The organism is Streptomyces sp. NPDC020996, assembly GCF_040641355.1.
GTDB lineage: Bacteria > Actinomycetota > Actinomycetes > Streptomycetales > Streptomycetaceae > Streptomyces.
Map to the genome: position 1 here is coordinate 50,867 of NZ_JBFADM010000013.1, position 20,219 is coordinate 71,085.

Below are 20,219 nucleotides of genomic sequence, written 5' to 3' on the forward strand. Positions count from 1 at the left end.
CCCCACTGCCCCCGCGCCGGAAGGTCGACCGTCATGATCGGACTATCGGAGATCGAAGCCACGGCCGAGCGGATCGCCGGGCACGTGGTGCGCACGCCCACGCTGCCGAGCCCGGGCCTCACCGCCCTGTTCGGCGCCCCGGTCACCGTCAAGCTCGAAGTCCTCCAGCGCACCGGCTCGTTCAAGGCGCGCGGCGCGGCAGCGAAGCTGCTGGCGCTGAGCGAGGCCGAGCGCGCGGCGGGCGTGGTGGCGGTCAGCGGCGGCAACCACGGGATCGCCCTCGCCGTCATGGCGGCCGCCCTGCACGTCAAGGCGACGGTGGTCATGCCGCGCTCCGCGCCCGCGCGCAGTGTCGGGATCGTCGGGGAGGCCGGGGCGTCGGTGCGCCTGACCGACGGCATGGACGAGGCCTTCGAGCTGGCCCACCGCCTGCGGGACGAGGGCCTGACCCTGATCCACCCGTTCGACGACCCGGTCCTGCTCGCCGGGCAGGGCACCGTCGGGCTGGAGCTGGCCGCGGACGCCGGCGACCTCACCGACGTGCTCGTCAGCGTCGGGGGCGGCGCGCTGATCTCAGGCGTGGCGGCGGCGCTGCGCGCCCGCCGGCCCGGTGTGCGGATCTGGGGCGTGGAGACCGAGGGCGCCGAGGCCATGTCACGGGCGCTGGCGGCGGGCGGGCCGGTACCGGTCGCCCTGTCCTCCATCGTGTCCACGCTCAGCGCGCCGTCCGTGTCGCGGCTGACGTACGACCATGTCTCGGCGCTGGTCGACGAGGTGCTGGTGGTGCCGGACCGGGAGGCGGTGCGGGGCACGCTCGACTTCGCCGAGCACGCCAAGGTGTGGGCCGAGCCCGCCGCCGGCTGCCTCCTGCCGGCGGCCCGGCGGGTCCTCGAACGGGTCGGCGACGGGGCGCGGCTCGCCCTGGTGGTGTGCGGCGGGAACGCCACGACCGGTGACGTGGCGGCCTGGGCGGAGCGTTTCGGCCTGCGCTGAATTCACGGCACGGCCCTGCTGAATCCTCGTCAATAACCGCCGGATTCGAGACAAACGCCGGTCGGATTGTGACTGAATTTCAGAAAACACCGCTTGATCGCGGATTCTTTGAACGCTGCCCGTGGCGCCCCGCGTACCTCTGGGGGAAAGGTGAGCCAGGGGTTCGGCGAGGGATGACCATGGTCAAGGCGCATGTCTTCACACACGAGTTGGTTGCCGAAAGATACCAACTCGTCGATATCGTCCATCGCGAGACGAACAGAATCTGCTGGTACGCCAAGGACGTCGGCACCCAGCGGCCCTGTCTGCTCACCCAGATCGTCCTGCCGACGGACCCCGACGGCGAAGCCGGGCCCCGGGCCGCCGCCCGCGTCATCAGCATGTCCGAGACCATGGGGCGGCTGTGCCCCGGCCGGGTCGCCACGGTCGTCGACGCGGTGGCGGAGCACGGCGTGCTGTGGACGGTCGCCGAGTGGGTCGACGGCACCCCCCTCGGCGAACTCCTCCGCGAAGGCGCCTTCGACCAGGCACGGGCGGCGCGCATCGCGTGGGAGCTGCTCGACGTCCTCGAGGCCGCGCACGGCCAGGGCATCACGCACGGAGAACTCAGCCCCGGCCAGGTGTTCGTGCCCGACCGGGGCCCGGTCGTGGTCGCCGGGTTCGGGCTGGCCGGCGCGACCCTCAGCCCGCGGCTGACCGCACCGTCGTACGCCTCCCCCGAGCAGGCCCGCGACGAGCGGATCGGACCGGCGGCGGACCTGTGGGCCCTCGGAGCCATGCTCTACGCGATGCTGGAGGGGCGCCCGCCGTTCCGGGACCGCGGCCGCCCGGAGTCCACGCTGCGCGCCGTGGACCGGCTCCCGCTGCGCACACCGGTGCGGTCGGGGCAGCTCACCCGGACCGTGCAGGGACTGCTGCGCAAGGACTCCCACGAGCGCATCACCCGCACCACGCTCCGGCAGGCCCTCAGCCCCGTCCTCACCGAGGACACCGGGGAGACCGCGCCGGCGTCGGCCGGGCACCGGCTGCGCGCCGTGTTCACCGCCGCCGCGCAGGCCGCCCCGGGCTGGAGCGGGCGCGCCATGACGGCCGGCACCGCCCTGGCCGTCGTCACCGTCGTGGTCGCCGTCCTCGCCGCGACCCGGCAACTGCCCGGCCTCGACAGCACCGGCACGGGCGCGGCACCCCGCCCGTCCGCCACCGCGACCACCGCCGCCACCGCGCCCCAGACCGGACCCGGCAGGCGCGCCGAGGGCCACGCCTCCACCCCCGTACCCTCCGCCGCGGCCACCCGGCCCCCCTCCGCGTCCGCGTCGCCCCCGGTGTCGCCCTCGGCCTCCGCGTCGGCGTCGGCGTCGGCGTCCGGATCGACGTCGGCCACCGCCCTCCCGCCCGGTTTCCACCGGTACACCGCTCCCGAGGGCTTCTCCGTCGCCCTCCCGGACGGCTGGACGCGGCTGCGGACCGACCGTCAGTCCGGCGTGGCCTACCGCGTCACCTTCGGCGCACACGGCGACCCGCGCACCCTCGCGGTCACCTACAGCACGCGGGTGGGCCCGGACCCGGTCGCCGTGTGGCGCGACGACGTGGAGCCCGAGCTGGAGCGCTACCCCGGCTACCGGCGGATCGGCGACATCCGGGCGACGACCTACCAGGGCCGCAGCGCCGCCGACATGGAGTGGCTGTCCAAGGTGCACGGGACGCAGGTGCGCACCTTCGGCCGGGGCGTCGTGCTCGGCGGCGGGCGCGGCTTCTCGCTGCGCTGGACGACGCCGGCCGCCGACTGGGACGACTCCGCCGCCCGGCAGGCGCTCGCGACCGTCCTGTGGACCTTCCGGATGCCGTCAGCCTGAGTACCGGGGCGCGCGCATCGCCCGCAGCCCCGGAGCGTGCAGCGGCGTCGTACGCCAGCTCGCCGTGAACGTCCCGTCCGGCAGCGAGCACGTCACCGTCAGCCGGTGCGGCGTCTCCAGGAACACGATGTCCACGGCGAGGGTGCCGGCGTCCGCCCACCCCCCGCTGACCGCGGTCGGCAGCGGCTCGTCGGCCTCCCTCCAGCCGGTCCGCCCGATCCGGAAGGGGAGCCGGTGGCCGTCCTCGGTGAGCGTCAGCGTCCAGCCGTCCGCGTCCGCCGTCACCCCGGCCTCGGTCAGCTTCGGCAGCCCCGCGCACCGGCCGCCCCGCGGGGTGAACACGGCGCCGGACCACTCCGTCGCCCGGTCCGGCGGGGCGGGCCGGCCCTCGGCGGGCGGCAGGGCCAGCCGCGCGAGCCGTTCCCGCAGCGCGGCGTCCTCGTCCGTCCGGCCCGGCAGCGGTCCGGGGCGGAAGGCCGGCAGCAGATGCGTCCATACCAGGTCCAGGAGTCGCTGCATCTCCACCGTCGCCGCCGTGGTCGCGACCACGGCGTCCTGTTCGGGCAGCACCAGGCAGAACTGGCCGTACGCCCCGTCGCCGCGGTAACCGTGCCGGGAGCGCCAGAACTGCAGGCCGTAGCCCTGCTGCCAGTCCGGCAGCGCCCCCTCGGGCGTGCCGTCGGCGGTGTCGATGTGCGCGCGCGACGCCTCGGCCGCCCATCCCTCGGGCAGCAGCCGCCGGCCCTCCCACACGCCGTCGCGCAGATACAGCTCGCCGAGCCGGGCGATCGCGTCGGTGGTGGCGTGCAACCCGCTGAAACCCAGTTCGCGGCCGGCCCGATCGCGCAGCCAGGCGATCTCCCCGATCCCGAGCGGGTCGAGCAGCCGGGGCCGCAGGTAGGCGCTCAGCGGCTGACCGGTGACGCGCTGGACGATCGCGGCGAGGGTGTAGGTGGTGGGCTGGTTGTAGGCGAACACGGTGCCCGGGTCGCCGTCCGGAGGAATCCGGAGGAAGCCGCGCACCAGTTCCTCGCGGTCCGCGGCGCGCGCCCGTTCGAGCGTCTCGGTCCGGTGACCGCTGGACATGGACGCCACGTGCCGCACCAGCATCGCCCGGCTGCGCGGGTCGGTGACGTCGGCCGCGAACTCCGGGAAGTAGGAGATCACCGGGGCGTCGAGGTCCAGCAGCCCCTCGGCGGCGGCGAGCCCGGCGGCCGTCGCGGTGAAGCTCTTGCTGAGCGAGTACAGCAGGTGCGGGCGCGTGGCCGTGTACGGCGCCCACCAGCCGGACGCCACGAGACGGCCGTGCCTGACGACCATCACACTGTGCGGCTCGATGTCCGGGGCGGCTTCGACGGCGTCGAGGAACGCGTGGACGCCGGACGCGTCGACGCCTTGGGCGGAGGGGCTGCCGAGCGGCAGCGGGCGAGCGCTCATGACGGCATCCTGCCCCGCGGGCCCGCCCGTGACCGCGCCGTCGGGGCTGTCGGGGCTGTCGTTTCCGGCCGCCCGCGCAGGGGACCCGGCGCCCATGGTGCAGATCGGATACACGATGATGACGGAGCAGGCAGGCCCCCGTGAGCTCGTCGACCATGTGGTGCGGGCCGAGGATGCGGGCTTCGACTTCTCGGTGACGTCGGACCACTACTTCCCCTGGCTGCGCGCCCAGGGCCACGCGCCGTACGCCTGGAGCGTGCTGGGCGCCGCCGCGCAGGCGACCTCGCGCATTCCGCTGATGACGTACGTGACGTGCCCGACCGTCCGCTACCACCCGGCGGTCGTGGCGCAGAAGGCGGCGACCGTGCAACTGCTCTCCGCGGGCAGGTTCCGGCTCGGTCTGGGCTCCGGCGAGAACCTGAACGAGCACGTGGTGGGCGGCGGCCGGCCGTCGGTGGACGTGCGCCACGAGATGCTCGAGGAGGCCGTGGGGATCATCCGGGCGCTGTTCGACGGCGGCCATGTCACCCGGCGCGGCAAGCACTTCGACGTGGAGTCGGCGCGGCTGTGGGACCTGCCGGACGAGCCGCCGCCCATCGGCGTCGCCGTCTCGGGCGAACGGTCCTGCGCCCTGGCCGGGCGGCTGGCCGACCTGGTCATCGCCACCGAGCCGGAGCGGGGCCTGCTGGAGTCCTTCGACCGGCACGGCGGCGCGGGCAAGCCGCGGGTGGGCCAGTTGCCGGTCTGCTACGACCCCGACCGGGACACGGCCGTCAAACGCGCCCACGACCAGTTCCGCTGGTTCGGCAGCGGCTGGAAGGTCAACTCCGAGCTGCCGCACCCGGATTCGTTCGAGGCGGCCACGCAGTTCGTGACGCCCGACGACGTCGCCGCCGCGATCCCGTGCGGTGCCGACCCGGAGGCCTTCGTCGAGGCGGTGCGGCCGTTCGCCGACGCCGGGTTCGACGAGATCGCGCTGGTGCAGATCGGCGGGGAGAGCCAGCCGGAGTTCATCGACTGGGCGGCGCAGACGCTGCTGCCCGCGCTGCGCGACGCACTCGGCTGACGTCGCGGGCACCGGTTCGCAGGGGGCAGCGACGCAGGCGCGCTGAGTAGCCGTACTCATGCCTCGTCGCGGCCCGCGCGGCCACGATGGGGGCTCAACGAGGAGGAGCCCCCCATGACCACCATGACCGCCGCACGTCCCGCCCCGCCCCGGCGGCGGCTGCCCGCGCTGCTCGCCGCCGTCGTCGTCGCGGGCTTGGCCGTCTCCGCCTGGGCCCCGCACGACCGCACCACCTGGTTCCTGGAGACGGTGTGGGTGCTGATCGGGCTGCCGCTGGCGGTGCTGACCCGGCGGCGCTTCCCGCTGACGGACCTGCTGTGCTGCCTGCTGGCCGCGCACGCGCTCGTCCTGGCCGTGGGCGGGCACTACACCTACGCCCAGGTGCCCGCCGGCGACTGGGTGCGGGACACCTTCGGGCTGGACCGCAATCCCTACGACCGCTTCGGGCACCTCATGCAGGGCTTCGTGCCGGCGGTGCTGGTGCGGGAGCTGCTCAGCCGCACCTCGCCGCTGCGCGGCAGCCGCTGGCTGGCGCCGCTGACCGTGTGCGCCTGCCTCGCCTTCAGCGCGGTGTTCGAGATGCTGGAGTGGCTGGCCGCCGTGGTCGGCGGCCAGGCGGCGGACGCCTTCCTCGCCACGCAGGGCGATGTGTGGGACACCCAGTGGGACATGTTCTGCGCGCTGGTCGGCGCGACCCTGTCGGTGCTGCTGCTCGGCCGCCTGCACGACCGGCAGCTGGCGGCGCCGGGCCTCACCTCGTCGTATGGCGGTGCCGGGTCCACAGCGGCACCCCGAACCAGCACAGCAGGTACCACGCGACGACGCCGGTGACGATCCAGGACACGGCCCCGTTGTGGGTCGCCACCCGCAGGATGAGCACGAGCGAGCTGGTCATGGTGGCCAGCAGCAGCACCAGGCCGACGAACGTCATCCGGGAGGCCCACTCCACCGCCTGCGGTTTGATCCGCCGCCCGGACACCAGGCGGTGCAGCGACACCGGCCCGATCAGCGCCCCGGTGGTGGCGGCGCCGAGGACGACGGTGACGATGTAGATGGTCTTGTCGGTCTGTTCCAGCTGACCGTACTTCGGTGTGAACACGACGGTCAGCAGGAAACCGAACAGGATCTGCACCCCGGTCTGGGCGACCCTGACCTCCTGGATGAGCTCGGTCCACTTCCGGTCGGCCCGCTCCTCCTCGGTCTCGTGCCGTCCCCAGTCGTTCACCGGGTCCGCACCGTGTTCCCTGTCCGCCAACGTTCCTCCCGGCTCTCCCGGCCGATGTCGCCTCTCCGGGCCGTGTTCCCGGTTCGGCCGGGTTGACCGGTCCGGACGGCGGGCTGTTTGGCCGGTCACCGGACGGCTACACGAAGCGCATGGCTCACGACGACCAGCCGAGGAGTGCGTCGACGATGTCCGCTACCGAGCTCACCCTCACCCTCAGCGGCGGCAGCGCCGCCGACGCGCGGGCCGTGGTACGGGCCCTGGAACCCGCCTTCGGTTCGGCGCGGGAACTGCCCGCCGACGAACGGGCCACGATCCACACGGCGACGTTCGAACACGATGCCGCCGGCCCGTCGCGGGACGGCGGAGCGGGCGGCGGCGCCGGTCGTCTGTCCGGGGCGGTGACGGTCACCGTGCAGGGCGCCCCCGAGGCGGTGGCGAAGGCGCGCGAGGCGTTGAACCACGCCTTCACCGCGCAGGACCAGGGGTCGGTCTCCGGCGACCAGGAGCAGGAGTGGCAGCTGCTCCTGGAGCCGTGAGCGTGCCGGAGCCGTGAGCGTGCCGGAGCCGTGAGCGTGCCCGCGCGGTCCTACCAGCGGTGTTCGACCTGGTCCTTGATCCGGCGGTCGTAGAGGTCGCGGATCGCGTCGAGGGTCTCGGCGCCGAGCTCGGGCAGGGCGGCGGCGGCCGCGTTGGCGCGGGCCTGCTCCGGTGAGCGGGCGCCGGGGATCACGGTGGTCACGCCGGGCTGCTGGACGATCCAGCGCAGGGCGAGCTGGGCCGGGGTGTGTCCCTCGGGCGCGAGGGCGGCGAACTCGGCGGCCGCCTCGACGCCGGTGTCGTAGTCGACGCCGGAGAACGTCTCGCCGACGTCGAAGGACTCGCCGTGGCGGTTGTAGGTGCGGTGGTCGTCCGCGGCGAAGACGGTGTCCTTGGTGTACTTGCCCGACAGCAGGCCGGAGGCCAGCGGCACGCGCGCGATGATGCCGACGCCCGCCTCCCGCGCCGCGGGCAGCACCTCGCGCAGCGGCTTCATGCGGAACGGGTTGAGGATGATCTGCACGCTCGCCACGTTCGGGCGGGCGATCGCGGTCAGCGCCTCCGCGCAGGTCTCCACGCTGACGCCGTAGGCGGCGACGCGCTCCTCCTCGACCAGGGTGTCGAGGGCGTCGAAGACCTCGTCGGTGGAGTAGACGGGGGTGGGCGGGCAGTGCAGTTGCACGAGGTCGATGCGGTCGACGCCGAGGTTGCGCCGGGAACGGTCGTTCCAGGCGCGGAAGTTGTCCAGTACGTAGTTCTCCGGGAGCTGCTCGACGCGGCGGCCCATCTTGGTGGCCACCAGCACGCGCAGGTCCGGCCTGCCGCGCAGGAAGGCGGCGATGGTCTGCTCGCTGCGCCCGTCGCCGTACACGTCGGCGGTGTCGAAGAAGGTCACCCCCGACTCGGCCGCCGCCTCCAGCACCGCGTGGGCGTCCTTGTCGTCGACCTCGCCCCAGTCGGCGCCCAGCTGCCATGTCCCGAGCCCGACGACGGACGCGTGCCGGCCGGACCTGTCGAATACGCGCTCTTCCATGCCGCCAGTCTGTCATCCGCCGCACCCGCCCCCGGAACCGGCCGCTCGGGTTCCGCGCACCGCCCGCGAAGAGCGGTTGCCCCAGCCCGGCGCCGCTGCGAGGGTCGCGCGCATGCCTGCCTTCACCGCGTACGACGGGACCGAACTCGCCCACCACGTCAACGGCGAGGGGCCGCCGGTGGTCTGCCTGCCGGGCGGGCCGATGCAGGCGTCCGCCTACCTGGGCGGCCTCGGCGGTCTGTCCGCGCACCGGCGGCCGGTCCTCCTCGATCTGCGCGGCACCGGCGAGTCCGCGGCTCCGGAGGACCCCGCGACCTACCGCTGCGACCGTCTGGTGGATGACGTGGAGGCCCTGCGGGAGCACCTCGGGCTCGACCGCCTCGATTTGCTCGGGCACTCCGCGGGCACCAACCTCGCGGTGCTGTACGCGGTCCGCCAACCGAAGCGGGTCCGCCGGCTCGCCCTGATCGCGCCGAGCCTCACGGCCGTCGGGGTCCCCGTCGCCGGGGACGTCCGGCGCGCGACGGCCCGACTGCGCCGGGACGAGCCGTGGTTCCCCACCGCGTTCGCGGCGCTGCGGGACATCACCGACGGGCGGGCGACGGCCGCGAGCTGGGATGCCATCGCGCCGTTCCTGTACGGCCGTTGGGACGAGGCGGCCCGCGCCCACCAGGCCGCCGGCGCCGGACGGCGCAACACGGAGGCGGCCGCCGCGTTCGCCGCCGAGGGGGCCTTCGACCCGGACGCCACCCGCGCGGCCCTCGCCGGCCTCGACGCCCCGGTGTTCGTGCTCTCCGGCGAGTACGACCTGAACTCGCCGCCCGCCGCAGTGGCCGGCATGGCCGCGCTGTTCCCGCGCGCCGAGCACGTCCGGCAGCCGGGGGCCGGGCACTTCCCGTGGCTCGACGACCCCGAGTGGTTCACGGTCAGGACGGCTGAGTTCCCGCGCCGGGCGTGAGGTGGGCCTGGAGTGCGGGCGCGTAGCGGTCCACGACGTCGTCCACCGGCGCCCCGCGCGCGTGGGCGCCGCGGGCGATGCCGTACATCACGCCCAGGCCGAGGAGCATGCCGACGGCGAGTTCCGCGCGCAGGCCCGCGTCGGGGCCGGTGAGGCGGGCGGCGAGGCGCTCGGTGACCTGGGTGCGGAAGTTGGCGCGCAGGATGTCGCCCTGTTCGCCGTGCAGCGGGGCGAACACGATCCGCAGCAGCGGGTCGGCGCCCTGCTGTGACTGGCTGGCCAGGACCTGGTGGACCATGTGCCGGCCGAGCACGTCCAGCGGCGCGTCGAGCAGCGCGTCGGCGTCCGCCTCGAAGGACATCACCCGGGCGAACAGGGCGTCCTTGTTGCCGAAGTACTTCAGGACCAACGGCGGGCTGACTCCGGCCCGTTCGGCCACGGCCTTGAGGGTGATGTCGGCGTGGGCGTGCCGGGCCAGCAGGTGGCGGGCGGCCTTGAGGATGGCCGCCTTCGTCGCCTCGGCGTCCCGTCGGGCGGATGCGGGCAGGGGGGATGGAGTGCTCACGGCACTCATGTTCCCTCCAGCGCCTCGTCGCGGGTGTCCCGGACGCCGCTGCGGGCCCGGCGGGTGTCCTCGGGCCCGCCGTCGCGGGGGATGGACAGGGCCGCGGCGCACGCTGCCAGCGCGACGGCGCCGGCGATCGCGAAGGCGATCAGGTACCCGTGCAGGGTCGGCACGGGGGCACCGCCGACCGGGCTGGTGTGGTGCACCAGCACCGCGGCGACCGCGGCGCTGGAGGTGGCCTGGCCGATGGTGCGCATCAGCACGTTGACGCCGTTGGCGGAGGCGGTCTGCCCGGCCGGGACGGCGTGCAGGATCAGGGTGGGCAGGGCGGAGTAGGCGAGGGTGGTGCCGGTCGCCACCACGGTCGCCCCCAGGATGATCATCCACAGGTCACGGCTGTCGGCGATCCGTACGGCGTAGCCGCAGGCGATGACCGCCGCGCCGAGGGCGAGCGTGACGCGCGGGCCGCGGACCGCGGAGATCCGGGCCGACAGCGGCGAGAACAGGAGCATGGTGACCCCGCCCGGCAGCAGGCACAGGCCGGTGGCCACGATCGACAGGCCGAGCCCGTACCCGGTGGCCTTCGGCGCCTGCACCAGCTGGGCCGTCACCAGGGAGTTGGCGTAGAACGCGAACCCGGTGAGCAGGGCCGCCACGTGTGACAGGCCCACCCGTGGCCGGGTGACCAGCCGCAGGTCGACCAGCGGCCGTTCGGTGCGCAGCTGCTGCACCCACCACAGCGCCAGGACGGCGGCGGCGACGGCGAACAGGCCGAGGACCCGTGCGCTGCTCCAGCCCCACTGCCCGCCCTGGGACACCCCCAGCAGCAGGCACACCAGTCCGGCCGCCAGCCCCAGCGCGCCCAGGACGTCGAACCGGCCGGGCCGGCGCACCGGGGATTCGCGGACCGCCCACCACACGGCCGTCACGCCCAGCGCGCCGAGGGCGGCGGTCAGCCAGAACATGGTGTGCCAGTCGGCGTACTGGACCACCAGCGCGGCCAGCGGCAGGCCCAGGGCGGCGCCGATGCCGACGGTGGAGCTCATCAGCGCCACCGCGGAGCCGCGTCGTTCGGGCGGCAGTTCGTCGCGCAGGATGCTGATCGACAGCGGCACCACGGAGGCGGCGGCGCCCTGCAGGGCGCGGGCCGTGATGAGCACGGCGATGTCGGAGGACAGGGCGCACATCACCGCGCCGGCCGTCATCAGCGTCAGCGCCGCCATCAGCACCCGGCGCTTGCCGTACATGTCCCCCGCCCGGCCGAGCACCGGCGTGAGGACGGCGCCCGACAGGAGCGTGGCGGTGACCGTCCAGGAGACCGCGCCCGCCGACGCCCCGGTCAGCCGCGGCAGGTCGGGCAGCAACGGGACGACCACGGTCTGCATGACCGCCATGAGGATGCCGCCGAACGCCAGCGCGGGGATGGTGAACCGCTTCCGCAGGCCGTCCGGGCGCGGTATCGGGGCGGGTTGCTCCATGAGGACTCCAGCGGGCGGAAAACGAGAAAACAGGTGAATGACCATTCACCATAGCGGGTGAATGGTCATTCACCCAGCCCTATCCGCGGGAGGCCAGCGTCCGCGCGTGCACGGTGCGCGCGATCCTCGGGCCCAGCCAGCGCTTGAGGCGGCGCAGCGCCTCCGACTGACCGACGGCGTGGTCGATCCGGTAGTACAGCTGCGGCGGGACGTACGGCAGCAGCGGCGAGTGGCGCTGGCCGAGCAGCGCGAACATCCGCTCCGGGGGCAGGTGGATGTAGCGCTGCAGGTTCTCGTACCACTGGGCGCTGTAGCGGGCCGCGCTCTGCACGGGCAGGAGGGCCTTCTTGCGTTCGCGCTCGTAGCGGGCGAGGGCGTACGGCAGCGGGGCGGGCTCGCGCAGTGCGCCGGCCAGCGCGATGGCGTCCTCCAGGGCGAGGGTGGTGCCGGCGCCGATGGAGTAGTGCGTGGTGTGCGCGGCGTCGCCGACGAGCACGAGGTTGCCGCGGTGCCAGGTGCGGTTGGTGAGGGTGCGGAAGGTGAGCCACTGGGCGCCGGAGCCGGCCCCGGCGGAGGTGCGGCCGATGAGCGGGTGGCCGTCCAGGATGCCGGCGAACAGCTTCTCCAGCAGCGTCAGCCGCTCCGCCTCGCTCCCCCGGTCGAGACCGAGTCCGGTGCGGGTCTCGGGCGCGCACTCGATGACGCAGGTGCTGCGGTCGGCGCCGTAGGGATAGCCGTAGCACCAGATCCAGCCGTGGCCGGTCTCCACGAAGGCGAAGGTGAAGGAGTCGAAGACCTTGGTGGTGCCGAGCCAGATGTAGGTGTTGCGCCCGTTCTTGATCCGCGTGCCGAAGCACCCGGCGTGCCGGGTGCGCAGGGCGCTGCCGACGCCGTCGCCCGCGACGACGAGGTCGGCGTCCGGCAGGCCGCCCGGGGCGATCTCGCGCTCGAACTCCAGGCGCACGCCGAGGGAGCGGGCCCGGTCGGCGAGGATCTCCAGGAAGCGGTGGCGGCCGATGCCATGGCCCTCGTCGCCGGGGCGGCGGGTCGTCAGGTCGCCCACGTGGGCGACCCCTTGGTTCCAGCGGACCGAGTTCTCGCGCACGGCGCGCGCCGACTCGGGGTCGTGCTCGTGGAGCCGGTCGAGCAGTTCCCGCCAGTAGGTCACGCCCCAGCCGTAGGTCGAGCCCTCCGGATCGCGTTCGTGGACGGTGATGTCGTGGGACGGGTCCTGCCGCTTCAGCAGGATCGAGAGATACAGGCCCGCGGGCCCGCCTCCGACACAGGCGACCTTCACACACACCCCTTCAAATTACCCAAAACGGACAATTGACGACGCAGGGTAGCAGGGTGGGCATGGCTACTCGGGGGTTCACCCCGCAGGCCGCGGGCACCTGCGGGGACGACCGGCTGGACGGAGCAAGGCCGGGACCGGCCGCGGCGCGAGCGCGGGACACCCTACGCGCGCCGCCCGAATCGCGTGGCGGGCGAGGACGTACCAGCCCTCACGCGTACGCGCGCGGCGAATTGGTCACCGTGACGCGTCACGGCCTCCCCCGGCGATCTCCCAGGCGAAGCCGGCGATTCCGGCCTGGAGCCGTGACTCCACACCTAACTTGGACAGTATCTGGGCGACATGGGCCTTGGTCGTGCGTTCGGTAATGCCGAGCCGGGTCGCGATGCTCCTGTTCGACGCCCCTTTCCCCAGGAGCCGGAAGACATCGAGTTCACGCTCGGACAACAGCGGCACGCGTGCCATTGCGTCCCGGACGCCGTCGTCCCAGACATCGTCGTGGAGCAGGGTCAGCCGTGGCTCGGTGACGATGGACTGCTGATCGTCGGCCAGGCGGGCACGGGGTCTCGGACTCTCCGTCTTCGTGATGTTCATGCCGGTCTGTCAGCGCTCCTTGGGCGTGTGTCCGTGGGGGTGCCGCGGATGCGGCGTCGACGTGTGCCACGATCCGGTCCACGGTGGTGCGCGCTGAGACTGCTGCGAAACCCCTTCGGCCGCCGGCGCGAACCGACCGGATCGAACGCCGCTCAGGATCGCTCCGGACAGTCGGCTACATCGTCCTGCACGCATCTCAGTAGATCCTTTACGGACATCCGAGGGAGAGTGTTCCGAGAATGGGGCAGCCATCCTGAACTACTACGTACTACAGGTACGAGGCGCACACGGGCTGGACAATTTCCGCGCTGTTGTCCACTTCTCGCAGAGGGTACTCGACCGCTTTCGGAGCGAACAACAGTGCGTCCACACTGCGAGAAGGCCATGGGATGAGAACGCGTCAAACTCGGCGCGCAGGTTTGTTCTGATCTTTCTTTCGAATCGGCCGGCTCAAAGGGAACGCCCGCCGGGGAACCCGGCGGGCGTGAGGGTGGGCGTCGTGGAGGATTCGGTCGGGTCAGGGAATTCCAGCCAGTCGCAGCAGCGCGGCGGTGCCCGCCGCCGTCAGCACGACGACGAGGAACGGCGCCTTGCGCAGGGCGAGCACTCCACCCACCAGGACCCCGATAGGCCGCGCGGCACCGGCGAAGGCGTGCCCCTCGGTCAGCGCCGAAGTGGCCGTCAGCGCGGCGAGCAGGACCACCGCCGAGACCTCCAGCACCTTTTCGGCCCGCTTCGGGAAGGTGACCTTGGCGCGCAGGGCCGGGCCCGACAGGCGCAGCAGGAAGGTTCCGGCGGCCAGGCCCAGCATTGCCGCCAGTGTCGGCAGCACCGGGACGGACCCGCTCATCGCACGGCTCCTTCCCGGGACCTGGCGGTGCACAGCGGCAGCGCGGCCAGGGCGATCAGCACCGGCAGTCCGACCGGTACGAACGCGGTGACGGCCAGCGCCAGCGCGGCACCGGCCAGCGCGGTCCGCCGGACCGCCCGCTCCTTCATCGCGGGCAGGATCAGCGCCAGGATGACCGCGGGGAACATGGCGTCCAGGCCCAGCGCCCCGGTGTCCCTGACGACCGTGCCGAGCAACGCCCCCAGCGCGGCGCCGGCGGGCCAGCAGACGAGAATGCCCAGGCCGCAGGCCCAGTACGCGGCCCGCTTGCGGTGCATTCCCTCCTGGGAGAGGGCGAAGACGACCGTCTCGTCGTTCATCAGATGGGTGCCGAGCAGTCCGCGCCAGCCGCGCCCGAGCACGTCGGGCACCGCGAGCCCGAAGGGCAGGTGACGGGCGTTGACCAGGAGCCCGGCGAGCAGCGCGGCGATCGGACTGCCGCCGGCGGCGACGATCCCGATGAACAGGAACTCGGAGGACGCGGCCAGGACGAGCGCGCCCATCAGCACCGGGAACCACCAGGCGAATCCGGACGTGGTCGCGACGGCGCCGTAGGAGACGCCGATGACCCCGACGGCCAGGCAGACCAGCGCGATGTCGCGTAGCGGCCCGGAGCCGAGGGTTTTCCATAACGAACGCATGGCTTTTATACTGAACACACCTGTACATGTTCGTCAAGGCGAACGACTGGCCACTGGAGCGAACGCCATGCCCGACGCCGATCCCGCGCTCAAGCCCCCGCTCGACGTGATCGCAGCATCGCTGCGCGCCGAACGCTCCCGGACGCAGCTGTCGTTGACGGAGGTGGCCCGCCGGGCCGGAATCGCCAAGTCCACCCTGTCCCAGCTCGAGTCCGGCACCGGAAACCCCAGCCTGGAGACGCTGTGGGCACTCTGCGTGGTGCTGGAGATCCCCTTCTCCCGGCTCCTGGCCATGCCCCGTCCGCACGTGCAGGTGATCCGCGCCGGGGAGGGGCCGGCCGTCGGAGCCGCCGAGAGCCACTACCGAGCCACCCTCCTCGCCTCCTGCCCGCCCGGGGCCCGGCGCGACGTCTACAGCATCGACGCCGAGCCCGGCCCGCAGCGCTCCTCCGCCCCGCACCTGCCCGGCGTGGTGGAGCACGTCGTGATCAGCGCGGGCCGGGCCCTGGTGGGGACCGCCGAGGAGCCGGTGGAACTGCACCCGGGCGACTACATCTGCTACCCGGCCGACGTTCCCCACGTCTTCCAGGCGCTGGAGCCCGCCACCCGCGCCGTGCTCGTCTCGGAGCACCGCTGAGCGCGAAGCCCGCGCGCACGCGACGCGCCTCGTCTCCGCGCACCACCGAGCACCGACCCCCGCACACACGACGCGCCCGGCTCCGGTGCCGCCTCAGTGGCCCATGCCCAGCCCGCCGTCCACCGGCAGGACGGCTCCGGTGATGTAGGCGGCGTCCTCGGACGCGAGGAACCGCACCGCCGCCGCCACCTCGTCCGCCTGCGCGCCGCGCCCCAGCGGCACCCTGCCCAGCATGGCCGAGCGCTGCCGGTCGTGGAGAGCGGCGGTCATGTCCGTCTCGACGAATCCCGGCGCCACCACGTTGCAGGTGATCCCCCGCGGACCGAGTTCGCGGGCCACGGACCGGGCGAAGCCGACCAGGCCCGCCTTGGAGGCGGCGTAGTTGGCCTGCCCGGCCGCGCCGAGCAGGCCGACCGTCGAGGAGATCACCACGATCCGCCCCCACCGCGCGTCGACCATCTCCTCGACGGCCCGCTTGACCACCCGGAAGACGCCCGTCAGGTTCGTGTCCAGCACGTCCGTGAAGTCCTTCTCCGCCATCCGCAGCACCAGCCGGTCGCGGGTGATGCCGGCGTTCGCCACCAGCACCTCCACCGGGCCGTGCGCCGCCTCCACCTCCTTGTACGCCCGCTCCACCTGCTCGGCGTCGGTGACGTCGCAGGTGACGGCCAGACAGCCGAGGCGGACCGCCGTGCGGGGCGGCTCGCCCGACCGGAGGGTCAGCGCGACCCTGTCACCCGCCTGCGCGAAGGCACGGGCGACGGCCAGGCCGATCCCACGGTTGCCTCCCGTCACAAGGACCGAACGACTCATGATTCCCCCACACCCCTCACTGTGTGACCCGGACCGGCCGGCCCGTCCGTCAGGCGATCTTGTGGACCCAGTTGAACGGGTCCGGCCTCGTTCCGGCCTGAATACCCGTCAGCTCGTCGCGCAGCCGCGCGGTGACCGGACCGGGCTCCCCGCCCCCGATCGTCCAGTCGCCGTCCGCGCTCCTGACGAACCCCACCGGCGTGATCATCGATGAGGTGCCGCAGGAGAACACCTCGGTGAGCGCGCCCGACTCCGCGTCGGCCCGCCACTGCTCCACGCTGATCCGCCCCTCCTCGGCCGGGAAGCCGAGTTCGGCCGCCAGCGCCAGCACCGAGTCCCGGGTGACGCCCGCCAGCAGCGTCCCCGACAGCTCCGGCGTGACCAGCCGCGTGCCATGGACGAAGAACAGATTGCTGGTGCCCATCTCGTCCACCCAGCGGCGTTCCACGGCGTCCAGCCACACCACCTGGTCGCAGCCCTTCTCCCGGGCCTGCTCCTGGGCCACCAGCGTGCCCGCGTAGTTGCCGCCGCACTTGGCCTCGCCGGTGCCGCCGGGAGCCGCCCGGGTGTAGTCCCGCGACAGCCACACCGTCAGCGGCTTGGCATCGGCCCGGAAGTAGGACGCCGCGGGCGAGGCGATCACCATGAACCGGAAGGCGGCGGACGGCCCGTAGAAACCGATCGTGTGCTGCGTGGCGATCATGAAAGGCCGCAGGTACAGGCTGTGCCCGGGCCGGTCCGGGACCCAGTCCCGGTCGGCGCCGACCAGCAGCTCCAGCGCCTCCACGAACGTCTCCTCGGGGAGTTGCGGCATCGCCATCCGCGCACAGGAGCGGTTGAAACGGGCCGCGTTGGCGTACGGGCGGAAGGTCACCACCGTGCCGTCGGGGCGCCGGTAGGCCTTCATGCCCTCGAACACCTCCTGGCCGTAGTGGAAGACCTGGGCCGACGGATCCAGCGTCAGCGGCCCGTACGGATGCAGTCGGGCGTCGTGCCAGCCACGCTCCCGGTCCCAGTCGATGCTGATCATGTGGTCGGTGAACACCTCGCCGAAGGCGGGCGCCTCCAGCAGCGCCGCCCGCTGCGCGGCGGGCAGGCGGACGGCCGGTTCGGTGGTGAACGCAAGGGTCATGGATACGCTCCGGAACAGAGGGCTGGGTGGGCTTGCGGGTCACATGGGGTTGTTGGCGTGCTTGCGCGAGGGTTGCTCCGCGTGCTTGGTCCGCAGCGCCCGGAAGGCGCGGATCAGCACCGCCCGGGTCTCGGCGGGGTCGATCACGTCGTCGACCAGGCCACGCTCGGCCGCGTAGTACGGGTGCATCAGCTCCGACCGGTACTCCTTGACCTTGCGGGTCCGTTCGGCCTCCGGGTCGGCGGCCTCCGCGATCTGCTTGCGGAAGATGACGTTCGAGGCGCCTTCCGCGCCCATCACCGCGATCTCGTTGGTCGGCCAGGCGTAGGACAGGTCGGTGCCGATCGAGCGGGAGTCCATCACGATGTACGCCCCGCCGTACGCCTTGCGCAGGATGAGCTGGACGCGCGGCACGGTGGCCTCGCAGTAGGCGTACAGCAGTTTCGCTCCGTGCCGGATCACCCCGCCGTGTTCCTGGTCCACTCCAGGCAGGAATCCCGGCACGTCCACCAGCGACAGCAGGGGGATGTTGAAGGCGTCGCACATCCGCACGAAGCGGGCGGCCTTCTCGCTGGCCTTGATGTCCAGCACCCCGGCCAGGGCGACCGGCTGGTTCGCCACGATGCCGATCACCTCGCCGCCGAGCCGGGCCAGCCCGCACAGCACGTTGGGCGCCCACCACTCGTGGACCTCCAGGAAGTCGGCGTGGTCGACGATCTCCTCGATCACCCGCCGCATGTCGTACGGCAGCCTGCCCTCGGCCGGAACCAGCCCGAGCAGCGCCTCGCCGCACCGGTCGGCCGGGTCGGTGCAGGGCACGCCGGGCGGGTTCTGCCGGTTGTTGGACGGCAGCAGGGACAGCAGGTACCGCACCTCGCTCAGGCAGGTCCGCTCGTCCTCGTACACGAAGTGCGCCACTCCCGACTGCCTCGCGTGTGCGTCGGCCCCGCCGAGCCGCTCCTGGGTGACATCCTCTCCGGTGACCGCCTTCACCACGTCCGGTCCGGTGACGAACATCTGCGAGATGCCGCGCACCATGAAGACGAAGTCGGTCAGTGCGGGAGAGTACGCCGCACCGCCCGCGCACGGCCCGAGAATCACCGAGATCTGCGGGATCACCCCCGAGGCCCGCACATGGCGCCGGAAGATCCCGCCGTAGCCGGCGAGGGCCGAGACACCCTCCTGGATGCGGGCGCCGGCCCCGTCGTTGAGCGACACCAGCGGCGCACCGGCCGCGACGGCCATGTCCATGATCTTGTGGATCTTCTCGGCGTGCGCCTCGCCCAGCGCCCCGCCGAAGATGCGGAAGTCGTGCGCGTAGACGAACACGGTACGGCCCTCGACCGTGCCCCAGCCGCTGATCACGCCGTCCGTGTACGGTCGGCGCTCCTCGATCCCGAAGCCCACCGCCCGGTGCCGGCGCAACTGCTCGACCTCGGCGAACGATCCCTCGTCCAGGAGCAGTTCGATGCGCTCACGCGCGGTGAGCTTGCCCTTGGCGTGCTGCGCCCGGGTCGCGCGGTCGCCCGGCCCGCAGCAGGCCAGTTCCTTGTTCGCGTGCAGTTCCGCCACCAGCGCCCGGGTGTCGGCGGACCGGCACGGGGCCTGGCCGGTGCGTTCCTCCTGGACGGTCATCTGTTCTCGCTCTCCTTCCCGGGCCGGTACGACAACCGCTGCGGCTGCGGCGGTGGCTGTGGTTTCGGCTGCGGCTGCGGCTGCGGCTGCGGCGGAAGACGGCCGCAACGACGTGTGCGGACGCGCCCCGCCGCTCACCGCCGGCTCTCCGCCAGGACCGTCGCGCGGCAGCGCTGCCGCTGCGCGCCCAGCCCGGCCACCTCCGCCTCCACCACGTCACCGGGCCGCAGGAACGGCTGGTCGGGGCGGCCGAGCGCGACCCCGCCGGGCGTCCCGGTCAGCACCACGTCACCGGGGTGCAGCACCATGAACTGGCTCAGGTACCAGACCAGATGGTCCACCCCGAAGACCATGTCGGCGGTGGACCCGTCCTGCATCAGCCGCCCGTTGACCCGGCAGGTCAGCCGCAAACGCTGCGGGTCGCCGGCCTCGTCCGGGGTGACCAGGAAGGGGCCGAGCGGACTGAAGGACTCGAACGACTTGCCCTTCACCCACTGCCCGCCGCGCTCCAGCAGCCAGCTGCGCTCGGACACGTCGTCGGCCGTGGCGAATCCCGCGATGTGCGCCTGCGCGGCGGCGCGGTCCGGCAGGTACTGGGCACGCCGCCCGATCACCACCGCCAGTTCGACCTCCCAGTCGGTCTTCTCCCCGCCCGGCGGTATCAGCAGGTCGTCGTGCGGCCCGACCAGGGTGGAGGGCGCCTTGCTGGAGACGACCGGCTCCGGGGACAGCGCCATGCCCGCTTCGGCGGCGTGCGCGCGGTAGTTGAGCCCGATCGACAGCAGATGCCCGCCCGGACGGACGGGCGGCCCGATCCGCTCGGCCGCCGGGTCGACCGCCGGCAGCCCCGCCGCCTCCCGCGTCAGCCGTGCCGCGAGCTCCCGCAGCGCGTCCGGGTCCAGGGCCGTGCCCGTCCAGTCCGGCACCCACGCCGACACGTCGCGTACGACACCGCCGGGGCCGACAGCGCACGGCCGCTCCCCGCCCGGCGGCCCGATCCGCAGCAGCCGCATGTCAGCGCGCCCCCAGGGGGTCTTCGACGTACTTCTCGAAGAAGCGGGTCTCCTCGTCGGTCAGCCTGCGGGGCCGGCCCGTCCGGTAGTCGAACGGCGCCATCACGGTCGAGGCCGTGGCGTACACGGTGTCGCCGTCCTTCACCACGTAGTCGACGGCGACCGTCGCCGACTGCAGGTCGGAGACCCACATCTCGATCTCGACCGGCGCGTGCCGGTGCACCAGCTGCCGCCGGTAACGGATCCGGTGCTCCACCACCACCGAGCCGTCCCGGAAGAACGCGTCACCCTCGGTCGGCGCCATCCGGAAGATGAAGTCGACCCGGGCCTCCTCCAGGTAGCGAAGGTAGGCGACGTTGTTGACGATCCCGTAGACGTCCATGTCGGCCCAGCGGATCGGGCAGAGGTAACTGTGCCGCGCCATCG

21 protein-coding genes are annotated in these 20,219 nt (G+C 73.0%); 7 read left to right on the top strand and 14 right to left on the bottom strand.

Annotated features, from left to right (window positions below):
* The first annotated feature begins 33 nt into the window (after window positions 1-33).
* The gene (locus tag AB0G63_RS12375; RefSeq protein WP_360748390.1) at window positions 34-993 is read left to right on the top strand and encodes a threonine/serine dehydratase; all 960 of its coding nucleotides are present in this window, start codon (window positions 34-36) and stop codon (window positions 991-993) included.
* Between the two features lie 173 nt (window positions 994-1,166).
* The gene (locus tag AB0G63_RS12380; protein ID WP_360748393.1) at window positions 1,167-2,846 is read left to right on the top strand and encodes a serine/threonine-protein kinase; all 1,680 of its coding nucleotides are present in this window, start codon (window positions 1,167-1,169) and stop codon (window positions 2,844-2,846) included.
* On the opposite strand, the gene AB0G63_RS12385 is transcribed toward AB0G63_RS12380, so the two are convergent.
* Complete coding sequence (locus AB0G63_RS12385) at window positions 2,838-4,283, bottom strand: serine hydrolase domain-containing protein (protein ID WP_360748396.1); 1,446 nt, start codon at window positions 4,281-4,283, stop codon at window positions 2,838-2,840. The two genes, AB0G63_RS12380 and AB0G63_RS12385, sit on opposite strands and share 9 nt — an antisense overlap.
* Window positions 4,284-4,377: 94 nt before the next feature.
* Here AB0G63_RS12385 and AB0G63_RS12390 point away from each other — a divergent pair, with 94 nt between their 5' ends.
* On the top strand, window positions 4,378-5,349 hold the full coding sequence (locus AB0G63_RS12390) for an LLM class F420-dependent oxidoreductase (protein ID WP_360748399.1): 972 nt from the start codon (window positions 4,378-4,380) through the stop codon (window positions 5,347-5,349).
* 123 nt (window positions 5,350-5,472) lie between these two features.
* Entirely contained in the window at window positions 5,473-6,180 is a 708-nt protein-coding gene (locus tag AB0G63_RS12395; RefSeq protein WP_360748664.1) for a DUF2238 domain-containing protein, read from the top strand.
* Here AB0G63_RS12395 and AB0G63_RS12400 read toward each other — a convergent pair.
* Window positions 6,101-6,604 (bottom strand): DUF6328 family protein, encoded by a 504-nt coding sequence (locus AB0G63_RS12400; RefSeq protein ID WP_360748402.1) that lies wholly within the window; start codon window positions 6,602-6,604, stop codon window positions 6,101-6,103. The genes AB0G63_RS12395 and AB0G63_RS12400 overlap by 80 nt on opposite strands.
* A gap of 155 nt (window positions 6,605-6,759) precedes the next feature.
* Here AB0G63_RS12400 and AB0G63_RS12405 point away from each other — a divergent pair, with 155 nt between their 5' ends.
* Window positions 6,760-7,110, top strand: a complete 351-nt coding sequence (locus AB0G63_RS12405) for a hypothetical protein (RefSeq protein ID WP_360748405.1) — start codon at window positions 6,760-6,762, stop codon at window positions 7,108-7,110.
* A 50-nt stretch (window positions 7,111-7,160) separates the two neighbouring features.
* Here the strand turns inward: AB0G63_RS12405 and AB0G63_RS12410 are convergent, their stop codons facing one another.
* Entirely contained in the window at window positions 7,161-8,144 is a 984-nt protein-coding gene (locus tag AB0G63_RS12410; protein WP_360748408.1) for an aldo/keto reductase, read from the bottom strand.
* Between the two features lie 112 nt (window positions 8,145-8,256).
* On the opposite strand from AB0G63_RS12410, the gene AB0G63_RS12415 reads away from it, so the two are divergent.
* Entirely contained in the window at window positions 8,257-9,102 is an 846-nt protein-coding gene (locus AB0G63_RS12415; RefSeq protein ID WP_360748411.1) for an alpha/beta hydrolase, read from the top strand.
* Here the strand turns inward: AB0G63_RS12415 and AB0G63_RS12420 are convergent.
* From AB0G63_RS12420 to AB0G63_RS12445, 6 genes are all read right to left on the bottom strand, one after another.
* Window positions 9,071-9,676 (bottom strand): TetR family transcriptional regulator, encoded by a 606-nt coding sequence (locus AB0G63_RS12420; protein ID WP_360748414.1) that lies wholly within the window; start codon window positions 9,674-9,676, stop codon window positions 9,071-9,073. The genes AB0G63_RS12415 and AB0G63_RS12420 overlap by 32 nt on opposite strands.
* Window positions 9,673-11,145, bottom strand: coding sequence for an MFS transporter (locus AB0G63_RS12425; RefSeq protein ID WP_360748417.1), 1,473 nt, complete (start codon window positions 11,143-11,145; stop codon window positions 9,673-9,675). The genes AB0G63_RS12420 and AB0G63_RS12425 overlap by 4 nt, the downstream gene beginning before the upstream one ends.
* A gap of 79 nt (window positions 11,146-11,224) precedes the next feature.
* Complete coding sequence (locus tag AB0G63_RS12430; protein WP_360748420.1) at window positions 11,225-12,448, bottom strand: FAD-dependent monooxygenase; 1,224 nt, start codon at window positions 12,446-12,448, stop codon at window positions 11,225-11,227.
* Between the two features lie 228 nt (window positions 12,449-12,676).
* Window positions 12,677-13,033 (bottom strand): helix-turn-helix transcriptional regulator, encoded by a 357-nt coding sequence (locus AB0G63_RS12435; protein WP_360748422.1) that lies wholly within the window; start codon window positions 13,031-13,033, stop codon window positions 12,677-12,679.
* Between the two features lie 517 nt (window positions 13,034-13,550).
* Window positions 13,551-13,883, bottom strand: coding sequence for an AzlD domain-containing protein (locus AB0G63_RS12440; protein WP_360748425.1), 333 nt, complete (start codon window positions 13,881-13,883; stop codon window positions 13,551-13,553).
* Entirely contained in the window at window positions 13,880-14,563 is a 684-nt protein-coding gene (locus tag AB0G63_RS12445) for an AzlC family ABC transporter permease (RefSeq protein WP_360748428.1), read from the bottom strand. The genes AB0G63_RS12440 and AB0G63_RS12445 overlap by 4 nt, the downstream gene beginning before the upstream one ends.
* Window positions 14,564-14,630: 67 nt before the next feature.
* On the opposite strand from AB0G63_RS12445, the gene AB0G63_RS12450 reads away from it, so the two are divergent.
* Window positions 14,631-15,200, top strand: coding sequence for an XRE family transcriptional regulator (locus AB0G63_RS12450; protein ID WP_360748431.1), 570 nt, complete (start codon window positions 14,631-14,633; stop codon window positions 15,198-15,200).
* A gap of 93 nt (window positions 15,201-15,293) precedes the next feature.
* Here AB0G63_RS12450 and fabG read toward each other — a convergent pair whose 3' ends face one another.
* The 5 genes from fabG to AB0G63_RS12475 all read right to left on the bottom strand — a co-directional run bounded on the left by fabG (window position 15,294) and on the right by AB0G63_RS12475 (window position 20,217).
* On the bottom strand, window positions 15,294-16,013 hold the full coding sequence (gene fabG, locus AB0G63_RS12455; RefSeq protein ID WP_360748434.1) for a 3-oxoacyl-[acyl-carrier-protein] reductase: 720 nt from the start codon (window positions 16,011-16,013) through the stop codon (window positions 15,294-15,296).
* 49 nt (window positions 16,014-16,062) lie between these two features.
* Entirely contained in the window at window positions 16,063-17,145 is a 1,083-nt protein-coding gene (locus AB0G63_RS12460; protein ID WP_360748437.1) for a branched-chain amino acid aminotransferase, read from the bottom strand.
* Window positions 17,146-17,184: 39 nt separating this feature from the next.
* Window positions 17,185-18,780: an acyl-CoA carboxylase subunit beta gene (locus tag AB0G63_RS12465; RefSeq protein ID WP_360748440.1), complete on the bottom strand. Its 1,596-nt coding sequence runs from the start codon at window positions 18,778-18,780 to the stop codon at window positions 17,185-17,187.
* Between the two features lie 134 nt (window positions 18,781-18,914).
* Window positions 18,915-19,793 (bottom strand): fumarylacetoacetate hydrolase family protein, encoded by an 879-nt coding sequence (locus AB0G63_RS12470; RefSeq protein WP_360748443.1) that lies wholly within the window; start codon window positions 19,791-19,793, stop codon window positions 18,915-18,917.
* A 1-nt stretch (window position 19,794) separates the two neighbouring features.
* Window positions 19,795-20,217 (bottom strand): thioesterase family protein, encoded by a 423-nt coding sequence (locus AB0G63_RS12475; RefSeq protein ID WP_360748446.1) that lies wholly within the window; start codon window positions 20,215-20,217, stop codon window positions 19,795-19,797.
* Window positions 20,218-20,219 lie beyond the last annotated feature (2 nt).